Origin of the sequence: Arthrobacter sp. MYb214, assembly GCF_002979865.1 — a bacterium.
GTDB lineage: Bacteria > Actinomycetota > Actinomycetes > Actinomycetales > Micrococcaceae > Glutamicibacter.
Window position 1 is genome coordinate 351,895 of the sequence record NZ_PCPZ01000003.1, and the last position, 23,339, is coordinate 375,233.

General features: G+C 62.0%; 21 protein-coding genes. 13 read left to right on the forward strand and 8 right to left on the reverse strand.

The window, feature by feature from the left end; genetic code table 11:
• The first annotated feature begins 28 nt into the window (after positions 1-28).
• The 3 genes from CQ012_RS10410 (at position 29) to CQ012_RS10420 (ending at position 2,809) form a co-directional block, all read left to right on the forward strand.
• The gene (locus CQ012_RS10410) at positions 29-1,411 is read left to right on the forward strand and encodes a cryptochrome/photolyase family protein (protein ID WP_181149053.1); all 1,383 of its coding nucleotides are present in this window, start codon (positions 29-31) and stop codon (positions 1,409-1,411) included.
• A gap of 316 nt (positions 1,412-1,727) precedes the next feature.
• Positions 1,728-2,138: a DUF4383 domain-containing protein gene (locus CQ012_RS10415; RefSeq protein WP_041650329.1), complete on the forward strand. Its 411-nt coding sequence runs from the start codon at positions 1,728-1,730 to the stop codon at positions 2,136-2,138.
• Positions 2,135-2,809, forward strand: a complete 675-nt coding sequence (locus CQ012_RS10420) for a hypothetical protein (RefSeq protein ID WP_105662092.1) — start codon at positions 2,135-2,137, stop codon at positions 2,807-2,809. Before CQ012_RS10415 ends, CQ012_RS10420 begins: the two co-directional genes overlap by 4 nt.
• A gap of 52 nt (positions 2,810-2,861) precedes the next feature.
• Here the strand turns inward: CQ012_RS10420 and CQ012_RS10425 are convergent, their stop codons facing one another.
• The gene (locus tag CQ012_RS10425) at positions 2,862-3,923 is read right to left on the reverse strand and encodes a 2,3-butanediol dehydrogenase (protein WP_105656062.1); all 1,062 of its coding nucleotides are present in this window, start codon (positions 3,921-3,923) and stop codon (positions 2,862-2,864) included.
• A gap of 186 nt (positions 3,924-4,109) precedes the next feature.
• Here CQ012_RS10425 and CQ012_RS10430 point away from each other — a divergent pair, with 186 nt between their 5' ends.
• From CQ012_RS10430 to CQ012_RS10470, 9 genes are all read left to right on the forward strand, one after another.
• Complete coding sequence (locus CQ012_RS10430) at positions 4,110-4,640, forward strand: very short patch repair endonuclease (protein WP_219844364.1); 531 nt, start codon at positions 4,110-4,112, stop codon at positions 4,638-4,640.
• Between the two features lie 55 nt (positions 4,641-4,695).
• Positions 4,696-5,979 carry an MFS transporter gene (locus CQ012_RS10435; protein ID WP_181149054.1) on the forward strand — a complete coding sequence of 428 codons (1,284 nt, stop codon included), beginning with the start codon at positions 4,696-4,698 and terminating at the stop codon, positions 5,977-5,979.
• Positions 5,980-6,195: 216 nt separating this feature from the next.
• Positions 6,196-7,740, forward strand: coding sequence for an ABC transporter substrate-binding protein (locus tag CQ012_RS10440; RefSeq protein WP_105662094.1), 1,545 nt, complete (start codon positions 6,196-6,198; stop codon positions 7,738-7,740).
• 1 nt (position 7,741) lies between these two features.
• The gene (locus CQ012_RS10445) at positions 7,742-8,695 is read left to right on the forward strand and encodes an ABC transporter permease (protein WP_286134640.1); all 954 of its coding nucleotides are present in this window, start codon (positions 7,742-7,744) and stop codon (positions 8,693-8,695) included.
• Positions 8,688-9,539, forward strand: coding sequence for an ABC transporter permease (locus CQ012_RS10450; RefSeq protein ID WP_286134641.1), 852 nt, complete (start codon positions 8,688-8,690; stop codon positions 9,537-9,539). Before CQ012_RS10445 ends, CQ012_RS10450 begins: the two co-directional genes overlap by 8 nt.
• Positions 9,532-11,070: an ABC transporter ATP-binding protein gene (locus tag CQ012_RS10455; protein WP_105662096.1), complete on the forward strand. Its 1,539-nt coding sequence runs from the start codon at positions 9,532-9,534 to the stop codon at positions 11,068-11,070. The genes CQ012_RS10450 and CQ012_RS10455 overlap by 8 nt, the downstream gene beginning before the upstream one ends.
• Before the next feature lie 68 nt (positions 11,071-11,138).
• Complete coding sequence (locus CQ012_RS10460; protein ID WP_181149055.1) at positions 11,139-11,978, forward strand: transporter substrate-binding domain-containing protein; 840 nt, start codon at positions 11,139-11,141, stop codon at positions 11,976-11,978.
• Positions 11,979-12,652: 674 nt separating this feature from the next.
• Positions 12,653-13,306, forward strand: coding sequence for a helix-turn-helix domain-containing protein (locus tag CQ012_RS10465; RefSeq protein WP_105662097.1), 654 nt, complete (start codon positions 12,653-12,655; stop codon positions 13,304-13,306).
• Positions 13,303-14,589: a type II toxin-antitoxin system HipA family toxin gene (locus tag CQ012_RS10470; RefSeq protein WP_105662098.1), complete on the forward strand. Its 1,287-nt coding sequence runs from the start codon at positions 13,303-13,305 to the stop codon at positions 14,587-14,589. The genes CQ012_RS10465 and CQ012_RS10470 overlap by 4 nt, the downstream gene beginning before the upstream one ends.
• A gap of 83 nt (positions 14,590-14,672) precedes the next feature.
• Here CQ012_RS10470 and CQ012_RS10475 read toward each other — a convergent pair whose 3' ends face one another.
• The 4 genes from CQ012_RS10475 to CQ012_RS10490 all read right to left on the reverse strand — a co-directional run bounded on the left by CQ012_RS10475 (position 14,673) and on the right by CQ012_RS10490 (position 19,082).
• Complete coding sequence (locus CQ012_RS10475; protein WP_105662099.1) at positions 14,673-15,746, reverse strand: alkene reductase; 1,074 nt, start codon at positions 15,744-15,746, stop codon at positions 14,673-14,675.
• Between the two features lie 211 nt (positions 15,747-15,957).
• Positions 15,958-16,710 carry an SDR family NAD(P)-dependent oxidoreductase gene (locus CQ012_RS10480; RefSeq protein ID WP_105662100.1) on the reverse strand — a complete coding sequence of 251 codons (753 nt, stop codon included), beginning with the start codon at positions 16,708-16,710 and terminating at the stop codon, positions 15,958-15,960.
• Positions 16,711-16,889: 179 nt separating this feature from the next.
• Positions 16,890-17,687, reverse strand: a complete 798-nt coding sequence (locus tag CQ012_RS10485) for an IclR family transcriptional regulator (protein ID WP_105659173.1) — start codon at positions 17,685-17,687, stop codon at positions 16,890-16,892.
• Between the two features lie 93 nt (positions 17,688-17,780).
• Complete coding sequence (locus CQ012_RS10490; protein WP_105662101.1) at positions 17,781-19,082, reverse strand: flavin monoamine oxidase family protein; 1,302 nt, start codon at positions 19,080-19,082, stop codon at positions 17,781-17,783.
• Positions 19,083-19,215: 133 nt separating this feature from the next.
• Here CQ012_RS10490 and CQ012_RS10495 point away from each other — a divergent pair, with 133 nt between their 5' ends.
• Positions 19,216-20,592: a PucR family transcriptional regulator gene (locus CQ012_RS10495; RefSeq protein WP_105662102.1), complete on the forward strand. Its 1,377-nt coding sequence runs from the start codon at positions 19,216-19,218 to the stop codon at positions 20,590-20,592.
• A gap of 107 nt (positions 20,593-20,699) precedes the next feature.
• On the opposite strand, the gene CQ012_RS10500 is transcribed toward CQ012_RS10495, so the two are convergent.
• From CQ012_RS10500 to CQ012_RS10510, 3 genes are all read right to left on the reverse strand, one after another.
• Positions 20,700-22,211 (reverse strand): MFS transporter, encoded by a 1,512-nt coding sequence (locus CQ012_RS10500; protein ID WP_286134432.1) that lies wholly within the window; start codon positions 22,209-22,211, stop codon positions 20,700-20,702.
• A 529-nt stretch (positions 22,212-22,740) separates the two neighbouring features.
• Positions 22,741-22,926: a hypothetical protein gene (locus CQ012_RS10505; RefSeq protein WP_105659169.1), complete on the reverse strand. Its 186-nt coding sequence runs from the start codon at positions 22,924-22,926 to the stop codon at positions 22,741-22,743.
• The gene (locus CQ012_RS10510; protein ID WP_105659168.1) at positions 22,923-23,312 is read right to left on the reverse strand and encodes a riboflavin kinase; all 390 of its coding nucleotides are present in this window, start codon (positions 23,310-23,312) and stop codon (positions 22,923-22,925) included. Before CQ012_RS10510 ends, CQ012_RS10505 begins: the two co-directional genes overlap by 4 nt.
• Positions 23,313-23,339 lie beyond the last annotated feature (27 nt).

A 23,339-nucleotide genomic window follows, 5' to 3' on the forward strand; every position in this document is an offset into this window, starting at 1 on the left:
ACTAGGATGAGTCCATGGAGAATCCCAAATGACTCAGTCTGCTTTGCCTACGCAGCTGGTATGGTTCCGCGATGATCTGCGCACCAGCGATCACCCCGCGTTGGATGCCGCGCTTTCTTCCGGTCCGGTGATCGCGGTCTATGTCCTGGACCAGGAATCTGCCGGCATCCGCCCGCTGGGCGGCGCGGCCAAATGGTGGCTGCATCAGGCGCTGGAGGACCTTCGCAGATCGCTGGAAAAACTGGGAATCCCGCTCATCCTGCGCCAAGGCCCATCCGCCGGGATCATCAGCGAACTCGTGCACGATGGCAACGTGCAGACCGTGCACTGGAACCGCCGCTACGGCCACGCCGAACGCGCCGTCGACATGCAGATCAAGCAGGACCTCCACGCGCGAGGCGTCCACGCCCACAGCTACAGCGGGACGCTCCTGCATGAGCCCTGGGAGCTGCTGACCAAGAACAACACCGGCTACAAGGTCTTCACGCCCTTCTACAACGCGTTGCGCGACAGCGAGATCCGACCTCCGTTGCCCGCGCCACAGGCACAAGAACCCCTCCCGGACACTAATCTTCCCGCCAGCGACGAGTTGGAGAGCTTGGAATTATTGCCGGCTTTGGACTGGATTGACGGGCTCGCCGCGCAATGGGAACCCGGAGAAGCGCCTGCGCGCCAGCGCCTGGAGCAGGTGCTGGAATCGATCGCCGAAGACTACCCGGAGCACCATGACCGCCCCGATCTGGACGGAACGTCTGCCCTCTCCCCCGCCTTGCGCTGGGGGCATGTCAGCGCAAGCCAGATGTGGGAGGCGCTGGGCCGTCTGGCCGCCGTAAATCCCGAGGCTTCCGACGGTGCCACCGCGATGCGCCGCCAGCTCGCCTGGCGGGATTTCTGCTGGCACCTGTACTACCATCACCCGCAGCTTCCGGAGCGGAATCTGCGTGCGCAGTTCGATCATTTCGACTGGGCCTGGCCTGAGGCAGACCCGCAGGCCGCGGAATATATGAGCTGTTGGCAACAAGGACGCACCGGTTTCGGTCTAGTGGACGCCGGCATGCAGCAGCTTTGGCAGACCGGATGGATGCATAACCGGGTGCGGATGGTGGCAGCCAGCCTGCTGGTCAAGAACCTGCAAGTGCATTGGAAGGTCGGCGAGCGCTGGTTCTGGGACACCTTGGTAGATGCGGATCTCGCCAGCAATACTGCCAATTGGCAGTGGGTCGCTGGAAGCGGCGCCGACGCGGCACCGTACTTCAGGGTGTTCAACCCGGAACTGCAGGCCAAGAAATTCGATCCCCAGGGAAGCTACACGGCTCGATTCGCGCCGCTGGCCGCGGAGCCCATTGTGGACCTGAAGCAATCGCGGCAGGCTGCATTGGATGCTTACGAGCAGATGAAACTCAGCTCATAGTCGCGAAGCGTCTGGCAGCGCGAAGATGAAGCCCGCAGATCCACGATGACCTGCTATTCGCTGTTTCGGCCCAACGCATCTTCGGCTCGCTCTCTCAACGCATCAGCTTCCTTGCCGAGGGATCCAGAGCCTCCCCAACCGAACACCAATGCGAAAACGCCTACCGCATCCTTGGGTGCCTCCGGTGCCGGCAAATAAGTCCAATCAAGACCAATCCGCCTTCCGTCCTTCTCCGAAGAACTTCTACAGGGTTCCTTCCGGAACCCGCAGAACTCGACACGGACTAGAATCCGTGTCCCAGGAAGGACTGATTGCCATGCGCACATCGCCTAACCGCTTGCTCGCAACGATTTTCGGGGCCGTGTACCTCCTTGTCGGCCTGCTCGGGTTCCTTGTCACTGCCGGCGTGGATTTCTTCGCAACAGAGGGCGGGAAGCTGATCATTTTCGAGGTCAATCCACTTCACAACGTCATCCACCTGGCCATCGGCGCAGCACTGCTCATCGCTGGGCTCGGATCCGTGCGTGCTTCCAAGCTCGCCAACACCACGGTGGGCGCCGTCTACCTCCTGGTTGGCATCCTCGGCCTCTTCTTGGCTTCGACAGCGCTGAACATCATTGCCCTGAACGGTGCGGATAACGTCCTGCACCTAGCCAGCGCGATTGTCCTGCTGTCGGTAGGCCTGTCCCAGGACCGGACGCCAGCAGCCCATACTGCACGGTCATGATTTCCCATGAGGCCATGGAGCCTGCCACCGAACCTGCCATGCAAGGGCGAGATGCAGTTGCGGGCTCCATTGCCTTCGGCGGCCTCTATGCCGGGATCGCCGGACTGGGAGTTGCGGCGCTGGCCGCGGCCTCCTCCGCCAGCCTGGCCTCGGTATTCGGGGTCGGGTCCGCCCCGGCACCGTGGTGGGCGTGGCTCGGCGCGATAGCATCCGCGGCCTGGGCCGGGGTGGCGCTTTTGTACGCCGTTGCCAGCCTGCTGAAGGCAGCGGCCCCTGCCGTGAAGCTTGCGGTCCCCTGCCTGGCGCTCGTCTCCTCCGTGCATTTAGCCAGCATTGTTGCCGGCCTTTGGGGGTTCCCGGAGGGAGCGAAGAATCTGGATCTCACGATTGCTTCCTTGCTGTTGCTTGAGCTGTCGGTGCTGGCGGTCTTCGTGTGGCAGCGCAAGCGGCGGAAGAACTATCCGCACCGGGCAGTGCGTTCCAGCAGCCTAGTTGTCCTCGGGAGCATGTTTGCCGGTTCGGTTGCGGTTGCGGCGGTTGCCAGTTTGGGGTTGGCAGCTTCTTCCGCTGGAGAACTCGCGGTACCGCATTCCGAGCACGGCGCTCATCGTTCGGGAGACATCGACCCGGGAATCATTGGGAAAATGAAACAGGCAGAACACCACCACTAGCCGCAGCCAGGGGGCCAGTGCCAGTGATCCAACTGGCCCCGATAGCTGCAGGCTAGGCCCGCGGATCAACAATGATCTTCACGTGTTCCTCATTGTTGTTGATCAGCTGGTCGAACCCTTCGGAAACCAGCTCGTCGAGCCCGATGCGCCCGGTGATGAACGGGGCCAGGTCCAGTTTGCCGCTTTGCACCAGGGCAATGGTGTCCGGATGGTCATTGGCGTAGCCGATGGTGCCGCGCAGGTCGATTTCCTTCAAGACCAGCTTGGGCATGTCCACTTGCGGCTTATGCCCCCAAATCGAAACGTTGACGATCACCCCGCCGGGAGCCACCGCGTCCAGGAGCATATCCAGGACCACCGGGACCGAGGAGCACTCGAATCCGGCATCGGCCCCGCGTCCTCCGGTCGCCTCGCGCACCTTGTCCGCCACGTCCCCGTCCCTCGGATCAAAGACCTCGTCGGCAACCCCGGTTTCCCGCGCCTTGGCCTTGCGGGCCTCGGAGAGTTCCGAGATGTAGACCGTCAGCCCTTTGGCCTTAAGCACCGCTGCGGTCAGGAGGCCGATCGGGCCGGCACCGCCCACGATGGCTATCTGCCCTGCCTGGACGCCGGAGCGGACGAAGGCGTGGTGGGCCACCGACAGCGGCTCGATCAGCGCGGCCTCATCCAGGGGAATCTTGCCGATCGGATGCACCCAGCGGCGTTCCACGACAATTTTCTCCGATAGCCCTCCGCCGCGACCGCCCAGGCCGATGAAGTTCATGTCCTCGGAGAGCTGGTACTGCTGGCCCTTGCCGGTGTCCACATCTTCATGGATGATGTACGGTTCCACCACGACGTGCTCGCCGACTTCAAGTCCGGTGACGCCCTCGCCCAGGGCGGTAATGGTTCCGGAGAACTCATGGCCCATGGTCACCGGCGCGCTCTCTCCCGAGATCGGGTGCGGATGCCCGGCCGGCGGGATGAAGATCGGGCCCTCCAGGTATTCGTGCAGATCGGTGCCGCAGATGCCGCACCAGGCCACGTCGATGGCCACCGTTCCGGGCTTCAGCACCGGCTCATCGATGTCCTCGATCCGGATGTCCTTCTGGCCGTAGTACCGTGCTGCGCGCATGGCTCCCCCTCGATTCTTCTGCCTGTTGCCGACCGGCCCGATCCCGGCCGGCCATTCCAGCTCCAAGCTACTGCGGCAGCCAAGGTTTGGGAACCGTTGCAAGAGGTTTCATCCGATGGCACCGGCAAGCCATCCAGCCAAAGCCCAGCCAGCAGTGCGCGGCCTGGTCGCGGCGCACAATGGACTATGGACATCATGTCGGCGGCGCAGCGTTCGGCGCTCATGTCGCGCATCTCCAGCAAGAACACCGGACCGGAACTGGTCCTGCGCCGGTTGCTGCATGCCGCCGGGTACCGCTACAGCGTGCACGGCGTCCTGCCCGCACGGCAAGTTGCCCAGCTGCGTGCTGCGCATCCCGGCATCCCGCTGCGGGGCGGAAAGCTTCCCGAATCCCCGGATCTGGTCTTCAGCGCCCGGCGCAAGGCCATCTTCGTCAACGGCTGCTTCTGGCACGGCCACGACTGCCCGGTGGGCCAGCGGCGCCCCGCATCCAATACCGGGTACTGGAACCCCAAGCTGGATGCCAACATCGCCCGGGACCAGCGCAATCGCGATAGCCTGGCGGCACTTGGCTGGGAATCGCTGACGCTCTGGGAATGCGAGCTGAAGGCGATGGATGGCGTCTTGGACAGGGCAGCAAGTTTCCTCGGACCGGTACGGATCCTGCCGGGCAGCCCCGGCGGGCAGGACCCGTCCCAGGGCACCGGAGTTGGCTAAGATCAAAGAGTCCGCCCGATCTGCCCGCAGCGCACCTGCCCGTTCCCCGAGGTCCATGAAAACCAGCACGTCCCGCTTCGAAGTCCCGGTACTGCTGGGAACCCAGACGCTGTTCAATATCGGCTTCTACACCGTGGTTCCCTTTCTTGCCGTAGTGCTGGCCAACGACTTCCTGTTGGCAGGCGCCGCGGTGGGCCTGATCCTGGGCATCCGGACCTTCGCCCAGCAGGGCCTCTTCCTGGCCGGAGGCAGCCTGGCCGATAGCTTCGGCGCCCGGCGCATGATCCTCATTGGCTGCGCAGTGCGCGCCGCCGGGTTCTTCACGCTGGCCGCCTCCCTATCCTTGGGTGACCCGAAGCTCTGGTTGTTCATCCTTGGCACATTGCTCACCGGATTCGGCGGGGCACTTTTCTCTCCGGGCCTGAGCATTCTGGTGGGTGCGGCCCAGACCGCGCGCGACAGGGGCCAGCCCACGGGAGCCAAGCGGGCCACGCTCTTTGCGTGGCTGAGCGTCACCGGAGAAATCGGCGCGGTGGCTGGACCGCTGGTGGGAGCGGCCTTGTGGGATTGGGGGTTCGCGGCCGTTGCAGGTTTCGGGGCAATCTTCTTCATCGCCATCGGACTGTTCCTGGCTGCGACATTGCGCCGCTACGCTCCGGAAGTCACTTCGCTGGATCATGCTGGATCCCGGGCCAAGCGGCCGGCCCAGCCTGGCAGCCTGCGCCGTTGCCTGGCGGACCGGAAATTCGTGGCCTTCTGCGCCTTGCATGCCTCGGACCTGCTGGCATACAACCAGCTCTATTTGGCCATTCCCCTGGAATTGGAACGCACCGGCCTGCCCACCCAGTGGCTGGGACTGGTTTTCGCGTGGATCTCCGTGCTAACTCTGGGCTTGCAATTGCCCATCGCATGGCTCGCCGCACGGATCGGCTCGGCGGCGACCCTGCGTTGCGGATATTTCTCCAGCGCCCTGGGGTTCGGCGTACTCGCATTTCTCCCCGCCACGGCTTTTGGCGAGAATACCGCGGCGGTACGCATCTTGTGCGCGGTCACCCTGCTGGCCTTGGGGCATATGAGCGTGCACCCTGCAGCTCTTTCGCTGGTTCCCGGATTCGCCGGGCACCGGGGTACCGGATCCTACTTCGGCTTGCTGTCCAGTTGCGGCGGCCTGGCGGTGCTACTGGGGAATTTGCTGGTGGGCTGGCTCTTGTCCCAGGCCGGCCAGGGCCACGTCCCCGGATTCCTGCCGTGGCTGGTTCTCATCATTCCGCTGGTCGTTGCTTCTTGGCTTGGCGCATCGCTCGTGAGGCGTTCAGGCCTGCAGACCCAGGGTGCGTGAACTGCGACACATGACGCGCTGCCCTCGCAGAATTTCCACGGGGCACCCCAAGTTTGCACTACTCAGCTTCCACTCTTCCCAGGCTCTCTGCGGGGGCTTTTCCTCCGCTTTCCCTGCCGGGTCATAATCAGCAAAACGAGGCAACTAATTAGGGTACGCTTACCGAGGCTCTATTGCATTAGATGCCAATCCATCACGTAATACCGAAGGATTTCCATGAAACTTGGACGATTGAGCGTTGCCGCAGGTTTTGCGGCCATTGCCCTGGCGCTGACCGCCTGCAGCTCCACCTCTGCGAGCTCCGCCCCGGAACAAGCCGCGGACTCGGAAGCCCGCGTGGTCGTGGCCAATTTCCGCGCGCCGGTATCCAACTGGGCGTTGGAAAGCGACGACGCCTATGTGCTCTCCATCGCCGGTTGCTTGGAAACCCTGGCCAAATACAACCAGAGCACCAAAACCGTTGAACCGATGCTCGCTGCTTCCTGGAAGCAGTCCTCGGATACCGAATGGGATTTCGAGCTGCGCAAGAACGTACTGTTCCAGGATGGCACCGCCATGGATGCCAAGGCCGTTGCCGGCTCGCTGAACCACGTCCTTGAGGCCACCGCTCCAGCCCGTGCGGTGAACCCCAAGACCATCAAGAAGGTCCAGGCCCTCGACGCTGATACCGTGCGCGTCACCACACCCGCCGCGGATCCGTTGCTGCCCTACCGCATGGCCAGCGTGAACGCCGGCGTGCTTTCCCCTGCCGCGTACACCGGCAAGGGCATCGACCCGATGAAGCACTGCACCGGACCATTTGCCCCGGTCTCCGAAAAAGCCGGGCAGTCCCTGACCTTGGACCGCAACGCGAATTACTGGGACGGAGAGGTGAAGCTGGCCGGCGGCGAAATCCGCTACATCACCGAAGGCGCCACCCGCGCCACCCAGGTCCAGACCGGAGAAGCGGACATTTCCATGTCCATCCCGGCCACCAGCCTGGCGGCTCTGGAAGCCGATAGCAAGATCAGCGTGCTCAAGGCCGACTCGCCTCGCACCTCGACCTTGTACCTGAACAACTCGCGCGCTCCATTCGAGAGCCGGGAGCTGCGCAAGGCCGCCACCATGGCCCTGGATCTGCCGGCCATGGCCGCCAGCATCTACGAAGGCGCAGCGCAGCCTGCCACCGGCCCCTTCGCCCCGAGCGAGCCCTGGGCCAACCCGGATCTGGCCGTACCGCAGGTGAATATCGAAGAAGCCAAGAAGCTGGTGGAAGCGTCCGGCTACCAGCAGGACAAGCCCCTGGAAATCATTGCGATCACCGAACGCGCGGAGTTCGCCGGCGTGGGCGCCATCATCCAGGAGCAGTTCAAGCAGATCGGCTTGCAGGCCAATGTGGTGACCAAGTCCTACGGCGCCGCGGAACCGGATGTGCTGGCCGGCAACTACGACATGATCCTCAGCCAGCGCAACCGGATGATCGACATTGCCGATCCGATCGGCTTCCTGCAGTCGGACTACACCTGCGAGGGCGGCTACAACCTGAGCCACTACTGCAACAAGGACTACGACCAGCTGATCGGCCAGGCACTGGCAGAGAAGGACGAGGCCCAGCGCCACGACCTGTACCGCCAGGCAGGGGATCTGCTCGCCGACGACGCCGCGAACGTCTGGCTGGTCAACGAGCAGGCTATCGACGGCGTGGGAGCCAAGGTCCAGGGCTACGTCCAGGACCCGCTGACCCGCTACGTGCTGACCAAGGATCTGGCGAAGACCAGCTAGCGTGTCTCCTCTAGCCACCATGCTGCGCCGGGCCATTGGACTCGGCGCAGCAGTTCTGCTTTCATCCTTCGCGGTATTCCTGGTCCCCTTCGTTTCCCCCGGGGACCCCGTGCGGTCCTTGCTGCGCGCCCGCATGGACATCGGGGCCGCCGACGAGGCAACGGTGCAGGCCTACGCACAGCAATTCGGCCTGCACGACCCGATGCTGGTGCAGTTCGGACGGTGGCTGGGCCGGTTCGCCACTGGAGACATGGGCATCTCGCATATCAGCGGCACCCCGGTAGCCGACCAGGTGCTGCCGGCCATTGGCGTCACCCTGTCCTTGGCCGGCAGCGCGTTGGTGGTGGCCATCGCCGTGTCCATTGTCTTGGGAGTGCTGTCGGCCACCCGTGCCGGGAGGTGGCCCGATAGGCTGATCACCTCGGCGACCCATGCGTTGATTGCCATCCCCGAATATGCGCTGGCTCCGCTGCTGGTCCTGCTCTTCGCGGTGCGCTTCTCGCTGCTTCCCTCGGCCGGTTTCGAATCCCCGGCCTCGATGGTGCTGCCGGTCTTCATTCTGGCCTTGCGCCCCATCAGCTTCTTCACCGTCGCGGTGCGCTCTGGGGTGCGCCAGGCATTGGACTCCGAGCACGTGCTGGCCGCCCGCGCCCGCGGGCTGAGCAGCACCCAGGGGCTGGTCCGCCATGTGGTTCCCCACGGTTTGCTGCCGCTGTGGACCATGGTGGGTGTCTGGTTTGCCGGGCTGCTGGGCGGGTCGGTCATCGTGGAAGTCATCTTCGCCATTCCCGGAATGGGCCGGCTGATCTTCGACTCCATCGTCGATGCCGATATCCCGGTCGCCCAGGGTGGCGTGGTGGTGGTCGTCACCTGTGCTGTAGTGGTGACCGGAATCGTTGACCTGGTGCACAGGATCAGCGATCCCAATGTGAGGATTGGTGTACGACATGGCTAGGAATCATTCCAGGGAAATCCTGCTTTCCCCTCCCGCGTTCATCTTGCTGGCGGTGGTCGTCCTGACCATCGCCGCTCCGTGGATTTCCCCCTACAACCCCGACGCCCAGAACCTGGCGGACCGGTTGCAAGGTCCCAGCCTGTCCCATCTGCTGGGCACCGATGCCCTGGGCCGCGACACCTTGAGCAGGGTGCTGCACGGTGGCCGGTTCTCGCTATCGGTAGCACTGATCACCACGCTGTTCGCACTGCTGGTTGGCACCGCACTGGGCCTGCTCAGCGCGGTGCGCGGCGGGTGGCTGGATGAGCTCTTCCTGCGCGTGAACGACTTGCTGCTCGCGCTGCCCGAAATCGTGATTGCGCTGCTGATCATCGCGGTCATGGGTCCCGGATTCTTCACCATGGTGCTTTCCGTAGGCGTCGTGGCATGGACTCCCACCGCACGGTTGGTGCGTTCCATGGCGGCCCAGGCGTTATCCACCCACCATGTCGAAGCCTCCAGGCATGTCGGCGCTTCGCGCTGGTTCATCCTGCGCCACCACGTCCTGCCCTTCGTGGCTGGACCGGTGCTGGCCCAGGCGGCATTGCGCTTCGGGCTGCTGCTGGTATTGCTCGGCTCATTGTCCTATCTGGGCATCGGCGTCCAACCGCCGCAGTCCGACTGGGGTTCAATGCTGGCCGAAACCCAGCCTCATGCCATCCGCTCCCCTTGGGGCCTGATTGCGCCGGGCGCGGCCATCTTCCTGGTCAGCTTCTGCGTCACCTTGCTGGGCAATCGAATCACCCACGTGCTGGGCGGGCAGGACGTGCTGGCCACCGAAGCCAAGGCGGAAGCCCATGACTAGAGAACTTGAATTCATTGATCTTTCGGTCAGCTCCGGCGATCAGCGATTGCTTTCCGAAGCACGCGGCGCCCTGCGAGCCGGCGAATTGGTGGCGGTTGTCGGACGTTCCGGTTCCGGCAAGACGCTGCTCACCAAGGCGATCATCGGCCTGCTGCCCCAGCAGCTGCGTGCCGAGGGCCAGATCCTGCTTGACGGCCAGCGCCTTGACCAGCTGGGCGAGAAGGCCATGGACTCGGTGCGCGGACGGCGCATCAGCATGCTGTTCCAGCAGCCCAAGCGCGTGATGAACCCGCGGCTGACCATCCGCGCGCATCTGCTTGAAGCCCTTGGAGCCCACGGCTGGGGCAAAGCCCGCCAGCACGAGCAGCAGGTGCTGTCCTTGCTCAAAGAAGTAGGCCTGTCCCCTGCCCAGCAGATTGCCGGCCAGCGCCCGGACCAGCTTTCCGGCGGGATGGCCCAACGCGCCATGCTGGCCATCGCCTTGGCCGCTGACCCGGAGTTCATTTTGGCTGATGAACCAACGTCATCCTTGGACTCGATTCTCAAGGCCGAAGTGCTGCAATTGTTGCGCCGCAAGCAGCAGGAACGTGGCGTGGGCGTCCTGTTCATCACCCACGACATTGCCAGCATCCAGCACATTGCCGACCGCGTCGTGGTGGTCAGCGACGGGCAAATTGTGGACCAGTGCCCCACCGCGCACATCTTCTCCAAGGACCGCCATTCCAAGACACGCGAGCTGGTGGAAGCCAGCTTGCCTCCCCTGCGCACGCCACGCGTTAAGGATTCCGCATGCTTGCTGGAAGCGGTGGATGCGGGCAAGAACTACACGCGCCGCGCGAAGGGACCGGCGGCATTGAAGCCCACAAGCTTGCGCCTGCACGGCGGCCAGATCCTGGGAGTGGTGGGCCGCTCCGGTTCGGGCAAGAGCACCTTCGCCAGGCTGCTGGCCGGGTTGGAAGAGCCGACGACCGGACGGATCATCGATACGCACCACAATGGCGAAGCGACGCGGGTGCAGGTCATTGCCCAGGAACCGTACTCTTCCTTCGATCCCCGGCTTTCCATCCGCACGTCGATGGGCGCGGCGGTGCACCGGCTGCCGGCAATCCAGGCCGGCGAGCGCATGGCGCAAGCCATGGCCCAGGTGGGGCTGCCCGGGGAATTACTGGATCGCAGGCCTGGCCAATGCTCCGGCGGCCAGCTCCAGCGCCTGGCTATCGCGCGGGCGCTGCTGACCGAACCCCAGGTATTGATCTGCGATGAGTCCACCTCGGCACTGGATTCGGTAGCCCAGCGCCACGTCCTAGACCTGCTGCTTGATTTGCGCGAGCACATGGGGCTGAGCCTGGTGGTCATCTCCCACGACATGGACGTGATCCGCTACGTGAGTGACGACGTGGCAGTGTTCTACGAGGGCAAGCTGGTGGAGCATCGTCCGCTCAACGAGTTCCTGGGCAATGCGGAACATCAGCACAGCAAGGATCTCGTGGCCGCGCTGGACCTCACCGCAGCGGTTCCTTCCGCCGGCTGATTTCTGCTCGCGTAAGAAAACCCGGAACTCTTGTGCCCTGACTTGGACCGCTTATAGATTGATGGACTATGACCGACAGTTCGCAGAAGAATCCGTCCATCACCCGCCGCTTGCCATTGCTGGCCCTATGCGCAGCCTTGTTCCTTGCAGGCTGTTCCGCTCCAGCCCCGGATTCCGGCGACGCCCAGGAGCCAGCTTCCGAGAGCACCCGGCTGGCCAGCGTAGCTGAAGCCGGAACGCTGAAGGTCTGCACCACCGGGGACTACCGGCCGTTCACCTATCTTGACCCGGACACCGGGCAATGGTCGGGAATCGACATCACGATGGCCAAGAATCTTGCCGAGTCGATGGGCGCAGAGCCCGAGTTCATCCAGACCTCCTGGAAGGACTTGATGCCGGACTTCCTCTCCGAATGCGATATCGCCGTGGGCGGGGTATCCATTTCTATGGAACGCGCCCAGCAGGCCTACTACAGCGAAGCCACCCTGGACGAGGGCAAGACGCCCATCACCTTGTGCGAGAACGTGGAGAAGTACGACACGGTCAAGGAAATCAACCAGCCCGGGGTCCGTTCCATCACTCCGATTGGCGGGACCAACGAGAAGTTCGCCGACGCGAACTACCCGAAGGGCGAGATCATCCGTTTCGAGGACAACAACAAGATCTTCGATGAGATCATTGCCGGGCGTGCCGACGTGATGACCACCGACGCCTCGGAGACCCGCTGGGTGGCCAACGAGCACCCCGAGCTGTGCGCGGTGCACCCGGATCAGCCATTCAATTTCTCCCAGAAGGCGTACCTGCTGCCGCTGGGCGATGACGAGTTCCAGGAATACGTGAACCAGTGGCTGAACATGGCCAAGAACGATGGGACTCTCGCGGCTGCCGAGAAGCCCTGGTTCGGATAAGTTCGAAGCCACAAGAAGCTTGCCGCTTTCCTTGCAAGCAGCAGGACCTCCTCCAGCTTCTTGATTGGCCGTGATTGAGGCGGACCGATACTCAGCGGATCGGTCCGCAAAAGGACTCGCGCAACGGTTGGATCAGGTCATTGCCTGGATCATGATGAAGGATGCTTGGTTTTGCTGGAGCCATGTCCGGCATTCCGGCCCTCGACTGATTTTTCATGCCCCACGAACCACCAAGCGGAAAGTGATAGCAACACGGATCCTTACTATCATTTTCTAAGAAAGTGATAGTAAGGGAAATTCATACCGTCGCTTTGGAGGGACCCATAGCCGGCTCTCTTTACGCCTGGCCTGCGTTCAGCTCCTCTATTTTGAGGTACCAAGAGCACTTCTGCCTGCCGAAAATCCTCATATCTTCTCCGGTGCTGAAGTTCAGCGATCGGGATGACTTGGACTTTGCGCAAATGAAAAGCTCATCAAGAGCGATTCGACGCAAAAGCTTTCGCTATTGAGACCTCCCTGTTGTCCAGTGACCTAAGCCTAAGTGCACGTTCATTCACATTAATGAAAGTGAACAAACGTACACTTTCGTAAAAGTGTACGTACGTTCACTTTCATGATTGTGCACGTACGTTCACTTATAATAATGTTCATATACGTGCACAACAGGAGGTTTCATGAATCGCGACGTTTCGACCCAAAAGGAACTCGGAGCATTCGTGCATGATGCCCGGATGAAACTCGGCCTCACTCAAGAAGCCCTAGCCGACCGCGCAGGCGTTTCGCGCAAATGGCTTATAGGCCTGGAGCAGGGTGTACGCACGAGAGCTGAACTCGGCAAGGTGTTAGATACCTTTGAAGCACTCGGGATATCAATAAATCTTTCTTTCAATGCTGAACCCGAAATCGAGTCATCAGATGAAGACCGCTACCATTCGATAGCTCGTATCTCTCCGGCCGCGTCGGAAGCAATTAGAAAAGCCTCGAGTTTGGATCATTCCTCTTTCCCAAGATTGGCACCCTCGAACATAGGTCAATCGGCTTTCCGAAAACTAGCCGCATCAGGGCTCGGCGAATCCTCATTCCAAAAGTTCGCCAAAGAACTGCGCAACCAAACAGGCATCCGAAACCTAGCCGCCTCCGATCTCGGTCAATCGGCGTTGCAACAGTCCCTTAGAAAAGGGTTGCCTAGTTCAGATGCTTCGACTTTCGATCGCAACTCAAGCACCGCGAACGACGTAGAAAGCGAGCAGGATCAAGCACTTCTTGATAATGACGAATGCAATGAACCGGACAATAAAGATGAGAACAACGAACAGGGCCCGCGATGAAAGAACTCGTGACCTTTTTATACGGGCAGCCTGTCGGAATCCTTCAACAAGATCATTCTGGTAACAGAAAATTTCAATTCGTCCCACAAGATTCTAGACAAGCCAGATTATCCCTGGCAATGCCCTATCGAGAGACCCCTTACCAGCGCTCTATTACTGATCCGTTCATCGAGGGGCTAATTCCGGAAGGCGAAGCTGTCCGCCAGTCGTTCGCTGATGACTTTGGCATATCGGCAAAGAATCCCTTCGCCTTACTTGAGCATATTGGGTTTGAATGTGCAGGAGCAGTGCAGTTCGTACGGCCGGATGAAATTGACGAGCTAACGCGTTCCGCAGGTGAACTCGTGGCTTGCAACGACAATGAAATCGGTCAACGCATCAGGGTTCTATCTTCGTCTCCGAAAGGATCGTGGACTGTCAGTCGTGAACGGTGGTCACTAGCTGGAGCTCAAAGCAAATTCGCTTTGAGATGGCAGGACGGATGGCATGAAGCCACTGGCAGCGAACCGACAACCCACATTTTCAAGCCCGGCATCCAAGATTTTCGAGATCAAGCACTCAATGAGCACCTATGTCTGAAGACTTTGGGACGCATGGGATTACAAGTTGCCGAAACCAACTTCACGCAGTTTGACGGGCAATCGACAATCGTGGTGAAACGGTACGATCGGCTTATTGAGGGAAACAACGTCTATCGGGTCCATCAAGAAGACTTCTGCCAGGCCACTTCGACCTTACCTACAAACAAGTACGAATCAAACCGAGGGCCCAGCGCATTAAAGATCATCAATACCCTCCGGGAAGCCCGCGCTCCCGAAACTGAAGTCCACAAATTCGTTGAAGGCCTAATAGGAAATTACCTTTTGGGAGCTCCCGACGCACACGGCAAGAACTACTCGATACTCCATCTTCCTGATAGCCGTGTGCAGCTTGCGCCATTTTATGACATCGCATCTGGCTTGCCCTACGAACACGTTAGCAACGACGGTTTTCCGAAGAAAAACGATGGATTGCGGAAGGCCGCCATGTCCATCGGGGGCGAGCGACAGTTCGGGAGAGTCTCATCAAAGCATTGGTCAAGATTTGCTAGTGAAGCAAAAATAGATGAAGAGTGGTTGCGGATGACAGTGAGTGCGATGACGTACGCTCTGCCTATCGCCATGGCAGAAGTTTTCGAAAATGAATCCGAGGCCATAGGCAACAGCGAACTACCGAGCAAGCTTTATCCAAAGGTCGAACATCTCTGTGCGACAACTCAAACTCTTCTAGAGCATGACGTGTAGCTCGCTGGATATGGAGAAGCCACCGCTTCCGTTTACGAACGGAAGCGGTGGCTTCATCTAAACTAAGTCAGAAGTTTTAGAGGCTAGTTCTCCCAGAATGGGTAGTCGATGTAGCCCTTTGGACCTTCGGTGTAGAACGTCGCGAAGTCTGGTTCATTCAGCGGCAACTGTTCCTTCCACCGGCGCACCAGATCCGGGTTGGCAATCGCAGGGCGTCCCACGACTACCGCTTCGCCCCAGCCTTCGGCAGCCACGCGCGCGGCTTCCTCATAGGTGGTGATCTCCGCGAAGCCGGTGTTCAGCAGCACCGGTCCGCCAAAGGCCTTGCGCAGCGACTGGACCAGCTCGCCGGCTGGGTCATGGTGCAGGATGCTCAAGTTGGCCAGCCCCAGTGGCGCGATGCCCTGGACCAGCGCGGTGTAGGTAGCCAGCACATCCGCACGATCGTTTTCCACGGCACCCTGGACATTGTGTTCCGGCGAAATGCGCAGGCCGGTCTTGCCAGCGCCAATGGCGTTGGCTACTGCGGTCACGACTTCGATGACGAAGCTGGCCCGGTTCTCCGGGGAACCGCCGTAGTTGTCGTTGCGGGTGTTGGCCGAAGGCGCCAGGAACTCGTGCAGCAGGTAGCCGTTGGCCCCGTGAAGCTCCACGCCGTCGAATCCGGCGGCGATGGCGTTGCGCGAAGCGGTGACGAATTCCTCGATGATCCTTGGGAGTTCTTCGGTGGCCAGGGCATGCGGAACCGGGTACGCGTGCTTTCCGGTGTAGGTGCGCGACTCGCCTTCAACCGCGATGGCGCTTGGCGCCTCGACGTAGTCAGCACCGGTGGTCTCCGGGTGGGTGACACGGCCAGCGTGCATGACCTGGGCAACGATGAGGCCGCCTTCGGCGTGCACCGCATCGGTGACCTTCTTCCAGCCGGCAATCTGCTCCTCGGTGACCAGGCCCGGCTGGCGGACGAAGCCCTGGCCGGCAAAGCTCGGGTAGGCGCCCTCGCTGACGATCAAGCCCAGGGACGCGCGCTGGCGGTAGTACTCGACTACATCTGCGTTGGGCACGCCGTCCTTGCCAGAGCGAGAGCGGGTGAGCGGTGCCATGACCAGGCGGTTGGACAGCTTGAGGTCGCCGAGGGCGAGAGGGGAAAACAGATCCATGGGGCGGGACTCCTGAATTGGAAATTGTAGTTGCACAGCGTAACTACCTCCGCAAGCAACTTATTCCGTTTCGGCTAAGAACATGAGCTGGCTAACGGCTCCAAGGCATTGGAATCGCCTGAGGCTCATTGCTTGGATTCGCGGGCTCGCCAGGAGCAATAAACCAGCGGATGCGGCACAGCTCCGCACCGCATCCGCTTGATCCGACGGGCTATACGGCGGTATAGCCGCCGTCAACCAGGTGGTAGCTGCCGGTCACGAAGGACGCGGCATCGCTGGCCAGGAAGGCCACTAGCGCCGCCACTTCTTCCGGCTTGCCCAAGCGGGCAATCGGGTGCTTGTCGACCAGCGCGTCATAGGCTTTCTTGGGCATCTGCTGCAGCAGCGGGGTGTCGATGAAGCCCGGGGCCACGCTGTTCACGCGTACCCCTGAGGTGGCATACTCCACGGCGGCCGTCTTGCTCAGGCCCACCACGGCATGCTTCGTGGAAACGTAGGCGGAGCTGCCGGCGAAGCCCACCGAGCCGAGGATCGAGGCCATGTTCACGATGGACCCTCCCCCGTTCTCGCTCATGGCGTTGGCCTGGGCGCGGGTTCCGCGGAAGACGGCGTTGAGGTTCACGGAGATGACCTTGTCCCAGTCCTCGTCGGTCAGCTCGCCCACCTTGGCGGCGCGGCCGCCGATGCCTGCGTTGTTGACGCCGATCTTCAATGGAGCCATGGCGTTGGCGGCCTTGATGGTTTCGTCGATGACAGCCGAAGAGCTGGCATCTCCTGCAACAGCTACAGCTTCTCCGCCTGCGGCCTTGATGGTTTCCACGGTAGCGCCCGCGGCCTCGGCATTGAGGTCCTGGACCACCACTTTGGTTCCGTTGGCGGCTAAGAGGATGGCGATAGCCTGGCCGATGCCCGAACCGGCGCCGGTGACTACTGCCGAACGATCTGCTACATCATACTGAGCCATGATGGACCCACTTTCCGTTTCAAGATGGTCACGGGATTTCCGTTGGCCTCATACCTTGGACGCTACTCCGATCCATCTCGAAAGTCGATGACGTGTCAATCAAAGGTCTATGAGCTCAGTCACTGCTCCGCAGAGCCAACCAGGCGACGCAGGTTGCTGCACGCCAGCATTGCCCGGACCTATTCCCCGGTCATCGAAACGATGCGTCGGCGTACCATCTTGGCGCCTTCAAGCAGGCCCTCGATCTTCTGCACTTCCAGCTTTTCGGTGTCCACGCGGTGGCGCGGTGCCATGTAGGCGAGCATTCCGATGAGATCGTTGCCAGCGCCGCGGATCGGGACCGCCACGGAAATGATTCCCACTTCCAGCTCGTCAATGGTGCTTGCCCAGCCGCGTTCGCGAATCTGATCCAGCTCGGCGTCCAAGGCTTTCCATGTGGTGATCGTTTGGCTCGTCAGCTTTTCCAGCTTGCTTCCGGTAGCAATGCGGATCGATTCCTTATCCAGTTCGGAAAGGAGCAGCTTTCCGGTAGCCGAGGCATGCAATGGCCAGCGCTGGCCCTGCAGCTCGGTCATCGACATTCCAATGGCGCGCGGAGACGCTTGCTGCACGAGATCCAGGTCGTACTTCCCGTGGCGCACGCTCAGCGTCACCGTTTCGTTGAGCATGTCGGCGATCTCCACTACCACGTCGCTGACCCTGGATAGCAACCCCGGGGTGGGATCAACGTCCTGGGCAATGCGGGCCAGATCCCAGCCGAGGGTGTAGTGCGTGTCCTGGCGGTCGACGAACCCTTCTTCTTCCAGGGTCAGCAAGAGGCGGAAGACCGTGGCCCGGGCCAAGCCGATCTGCTTGGCGATCTCCGTGACCGTCAAGGGTTCCCCCCTGGCGGCAAGGGCGCGCAGCACCGCGATTGCCCGTGAAACCGACCGGTTTGCCGCCATGCCGCCAGAGGATTTTCCACTTGTTTCTCCCATGGAGGGGAACCAGCCTTTCGAATAGTCTTCTATTCAGCCTAGCCGGTTGACCGCAGGGTGAACACTCTGCCCATAAATCGAGCCAAGGCCCGATTACCATTCGAGTGCGGCGCGCACCTCACGGGATACCCGCAACCCGCTCTCGATAGCACCGTCGAAGAAGCCGGCCCAAAGGTTGGCCAGGTCGCTGCCGGCCAGGTGCACTGCCCCTTCGGCACGCTGCAGCTCGGCTTGGCCCGTGGTGTAGGCCTGCGGCCGGTGGATGAGCCAGGTTTCCTTGGCGTAGGGATCCGCGTTCCAGTCGTGGGCCGCGATTTCCAGGACTTCCAGGTCATCGCGCCAGGCACGCAGCGCTTCCTGCACGTCCTCGATACTGGTGATGTCCAAGCGTGAGGCGTCGGCGCCGAAGGAGACCAGAACTGCATCCTCTTCGCCCACGAATTCCGTGCGTACCACCGAGAGCGGGTGCTCCTGCGTGGAGTACGCGAAGAATGGCTTGATCGGACCCTTCACCCGGATCCAGAGCTTGAGCCCCTGTGATGCGGTACCTGCCTGGCTCACCTCGCGCTTGACCGGCGACAGCGCAGGCTGGATATCCAGCTCGTGCAGGATGTTCAGCGGAACGGTGACAATGACCCGGCGAGCGCGCAAGCTCTCGCCGCTTGCCAGTACCACGGTGGCGCCCTGCTCATCGTGGGCAATCGAGGCCACTGGCGCATTCAGGCGGATCTCTCCGGGAACGTCGGATGCAATGGCCTTGACCAGCTGGTCATTGCCATCTTCCAGCCGGTAAACGGCGCTGGCCTCATGCATGACGCGCCATGCTCCGGAGGTGGCCGCGGTCCAGCGGATCGCTGCGCTGAAGCCGACCTGGTCCAGCGGCCCATTGCAATGCCCCACCCAGGCCGCTTCATTGGCCTGCCGCTCGTCATCGCTCAGATCCAGGCGGTCAAGGGCCTGCTGCAAGGTCAGCTGATCGGCCTGCGCGAACTGATCGTCATTGGAGACCAAGTCGGGGCGCGGCAGGAGCTTTCCGCTTTCGCCTACCAGGGCGTGCATGCCGTGGTCGATCAGGTCCATGAAGCCGGCCAGGTCCCCGCGCTGCACCTTGCCATCGGCATACCAGAAGGTCTCCTCGGACTTCGGGCCGCGGCCCGCGCGCAGTCCGTAGCGGGTGACCTCGGCCCACACGTGCGGCTGGGTCCAGTGCAGCCAGTTTCCGCCCAGCTCCAGGTGCTTGCCCAGGCGGTCCTCGGTGTAGAGGCGGCCGCCCATGCGGTCGCGCGCTTCGAGCACGGTGACCGAGTAGTCGGCTGCGCCCAGTTCGCGGGCGGCGGTCAGTCCGGCCAGGCCGGCGCCGATGATGATGACATCTGAGTCGTAAGTGTTGTCCATGGTTTTCCGGTCCTTTTCATGTGCCAGTCGTGTACTGGTAGCCACTGTATGGTGCGGCATCCCGGAGATCACTTATGCGGATGTATGATATTCATACTATTTTCATCACTGCGCACAAAACCCTGGAGAAAAGATGGCGGAACTGCTCACGATCGCCAAACTCATTTCTGATCCGGCCTTGGATACCAAGGTGATCGCCGGCCAGTCAGGCCTTGGACGCATCGTGCGCTGGGCGCAGACCAGCGAATCCGCTGAGCCGTGGCGCTGGCTGGGTAACGAGGAACTATTGATGTCCCTGGGCCTGAATATCCCCGCGGAAGCCCAAAAGCAGGCCGATTTCGTCCGCAAGGCGGATGCTGCGGGGATTGCAGGGCTGATCATTGGCCAGGATGGGCTCGCACCCGAGCTCACACGCGAGATGCTGCAGGCGGCCGATGAACTGACCTTCCCGGTGCTGTCCACCGGACCGCAAACCCCCTTCGTGGTGATCGCCCGGACAGTGGCCGCCGTGACCACCAACCAGCTGAACCGCTCGGTCCTGCTACTTTCCCGGATGTACCAGGAAGCCGGATCGCAGAACCGGAAGGGCAAGCGCAGCGGCGACTGGGTGGAAAAGCTGTGCTCGGTGGACATTGCTGTCCAGGACACGATGACCGGATGCCCAGTGATCGGCACACTGCCCACGAATGCGCATCGCCGCCACTCCCTGTCCACCATCCGCCCCACCCAATTGCTCGTCCCGGCCGACGCGCAACTGGATGCCCTGCTGCTGGTGCACCTCAAGCAGATCCTCGCGGTCGATGCCAATTCGCTGCTCCAGGATGCCGGCAATGCCGTCGCCGCGGCCGAAACTTCCCTGCGGCTGGGCCTGGCCGGCAAGCTGGGCGAACAGGATATCGATGGCGGTGCATGGATCGCTGGGGAGCCCGGATTCCGGGTCGCCTGCGCCCCGGGAAAGCTGCTCGATGCCGTGGCGATGTCCCTGTCCTTGCACGGGTTGATGCCGCTAGCCACGTCGTGGAAGAACAACTCCATCGCCGTCGTGCGCGAGAAGGATCTTCCGGTGCTACGGACGATCGCCAGCGAATTGCAGGCCACTTTCGGACTAAGCTCACCGCAGCAGCGCTTCGCGGACCTCGAAGGCGCGGCGCAAGAAGCGCAGGGGGCGATTCCTTCTGAACCCCGGCCCGGAGAACTCGTTGAATTCTCCGGACTGCAGGTGTCACTGCTGGCCCGATCCGCCTCGGAAGCCGAGCGAATCGTCAGCATGGTGCTCGGCCCGCTGGCAGGCTCCAGCAACCAGGTAGCCGTGTACCGGGATTCCCTTTTCGCCTTGCTGGACCGCGACCTGCAATGGCAGCACACCGCAAATTTCTTGGGCATTCACCGGCAGACCTTGGCCTACCGGATCAAGCAGGCCGAATTGCTGACCGGGCGCAGCGTACGCAAAGTAGTGGATATCTCGGACTTCTACCTCGCGCGCAAGGCCTGGCCCGTGGTGCAGGCCTAGCCAGTACGCACCGGCTCCAGCGGATAATTCCCGCAATGCAAACCGCCCGGTGCGCGTTCCCTCCATCGGGAACGCCCACCGGGCGGTTGCTGCGAGGCATATCGAAGCTAGCTACTTGTTTCCGGAGCACGCGCTGGCACTGGGGCGAGAAGCATGGTGGAGGTATCCAGCAGCTCATTTTCATCCTGTCCCTTGGCCAGGGCCAGCGCTTCTTCGCGCGTGCGCACCACGGGCACCGAACCTAGCAGCGGACGAGATGCCGTCTCGCGCAGCTTGAAGGTGGCACAGAGCGCAATAACCGAGAAGAACATGATGTAGTAGGCCGGCGCGAAGTGGTTGCCCGTGGTATTCACCAGGATCTGGCTGACCAGCGGCGTGGTTCCGCCGAAAATGGAAATCGACAGGTTGTGGGTGACGCCCATTCCGCCGTAGCGCGAAGCGGTGGGGAACAGCTCGGACATGACAGCTCCGGTCATGGCCAGGAAGAACGCGCTGGGCAGGGCCACCATGAACAGCGAGAGGTACAGCGACCACATCGTGCCAACATGCATCAGCGCGAAGGCCGGCACCAGCAGGACCAGGTTGCCGATGGTCGCGATCATGTAGATCGGCCGCCGACCGATCTTGTCCGACCAGTTGGCTATCACGGGGATCAGCACTGCCTGGAGGACCAGCACCACCACAGCTGCCACCGCGGTATGCACCGCTGGCGAGCCGATTTCCGCTTCGAGATAGGTGGGCATATAGCTGGTGAGCATATATCCGGAGGTGCCGTCCGCGGCGATCAAGGCGCAGCCGATGAGGATCTGCGGCCAGTAGTGGCGGAAGATGTTTGGCAGATTGTGGCGGACGAACATTGGATGGACCTCGCCGACCTCGGCAGCCTCGCGGGCCGCTTCGAAGGTCGGGGATTCCGGGATCTTGCTGCGCAGCGAAATCGCCACGATGCCCAGCGGCAGTGCCACCAGGAACGGAATGCGCCAGCCGCCGGCGAGCATCGCATTCTCGCCCCACGCCGAGGTGGTGATCGCGGAGGTGGCAGCGACAACTGCCGCACCGGCAGCGAAGCCGAGCATCGATCCCGAGTTCAGCAGGGAGGTCATGAATCCGCGGCGGTCATCCGGGGAGAACTCGGCCACGTAGGTTGCGGCGCCGGAGTATTCGCCGCCGGTGGAGAAGCCCTGCAGCATCTTGAGCAGGTACAGCGGGACGATCACCCACAGGCCGACCTGCCCAGCGGTGGGAAGCAAGCCAATCAGCGTGGTGGCTCCGGCCATCAGGGCGATGGTGAAGAACATGACCTTGCGCCGGCCGATCTTGTCCCCGAGCGGGCCCAGGATCATTCCGCCCAGCGGGCGGACGATGAAGGACACGGCGAAACCGAACAGCGTCACCAGCAGGCCCATGCTCTGGTCCATGCCTTCGGTGAAGACCGCGGTCATGGTCACTGCCAGATAGCCGTAGACCCCGATGTCATACCATTCGATGAAATTGCCAATGCCCGCGCCGATCTGTGCGCGGCGCAATTCCTTCTTGTCGACGACAATGCAGTCATCGGCGCGGAGCCTGCGCGATACCTTGGGCAACGCGGGACGCTGCATTCTCGATGATTCGCTCATCGTATTCTCTTTCCTGCCGGGAATTGGTTTCGAGATCTGATGCTCTCGCTGCGCATGAACTGCTGTGGAATTTTCACTTGCAATAGCGAAACAAGAACTTCATAACGTTCACCAGATGATCATGCTAGTTATCTAGTGAACACGACACTTCGGTGATGCACAACACATTCTGCAAAACATTTCATCATCGGACCCAGCTTCGGGGCCCGGAAATTCAAGGAGTGCAGCTGCACGAACGGAACTGACATGGAGACTGAGATGATTTTGCCGCCCTGGGCGTTGCGCAGAAATGTCCCGGATTAAACCCGCGACGGCGCAGGAGCATTGCCCGTATGGCCGGGCCCATAGCGGCACAGGGGCACCAAGGCAGCACCAGAAAGCCGCGCGAGGCAGCGGGATGATCCTGCGGGGATTCGCGCGGCTTGGGTGGAGAAGGCACCAGGAATTTTACCGGCGGCCCCTCAGGCCCGCAACGTCCAGCGCCCGGGAGCCAGGGGCCTTGTCCAGCAGGCCTGGTCCCTGCCGGAGGCTATTTTCCGCTGTCCATGTAGTGGATGCAGCGGCGGGCCAGGCTCTTGCTCACCCCGGCTTTTTGCGCGATGCGCTTGGCATCGCGGATCGGCACCGGGATGCCCTGGCGTTCAATGACGGTCGCCACCCGCTGCACCGCCCAGGACGGCGGCGCAGCCGGGGGCGCCATTGCGATCCCGCTCATGCAAGGACGCTTTCCCGCAGCTGTGCCGCGCGTCGCGTCTCGGCCACATCCCGATGCAGCTGCTCCACCAGGGTTCCAGCATCCGCATATTCAATTTGCGGGCGCTGGAATTCCAGCAGGCGCACCACCAGGTGCTGACCGTAGAGATCCCCGGAGAAGTCGAGCAGATGCGCTTCGAGCAGCACCTGCCCGCCGGTGCGGTAGAAGGTGGCGCGCCGGCCGATGGACACGCAGGCAGGCACCTGGCGCCCATCGGGCAGCTGCACTTCGGCACCCCACACGCCATCGAGCTGGTCATCTTGCAGCATGGGGATATTCGCGGTGCGGAAGCCGAGTTCTCGCCCGCGGGCGTCTCCGTGCTCGACGATTCCTTCAATGGCATGCATGGGCTCTTCCCTCCTGGTGGTACTTCG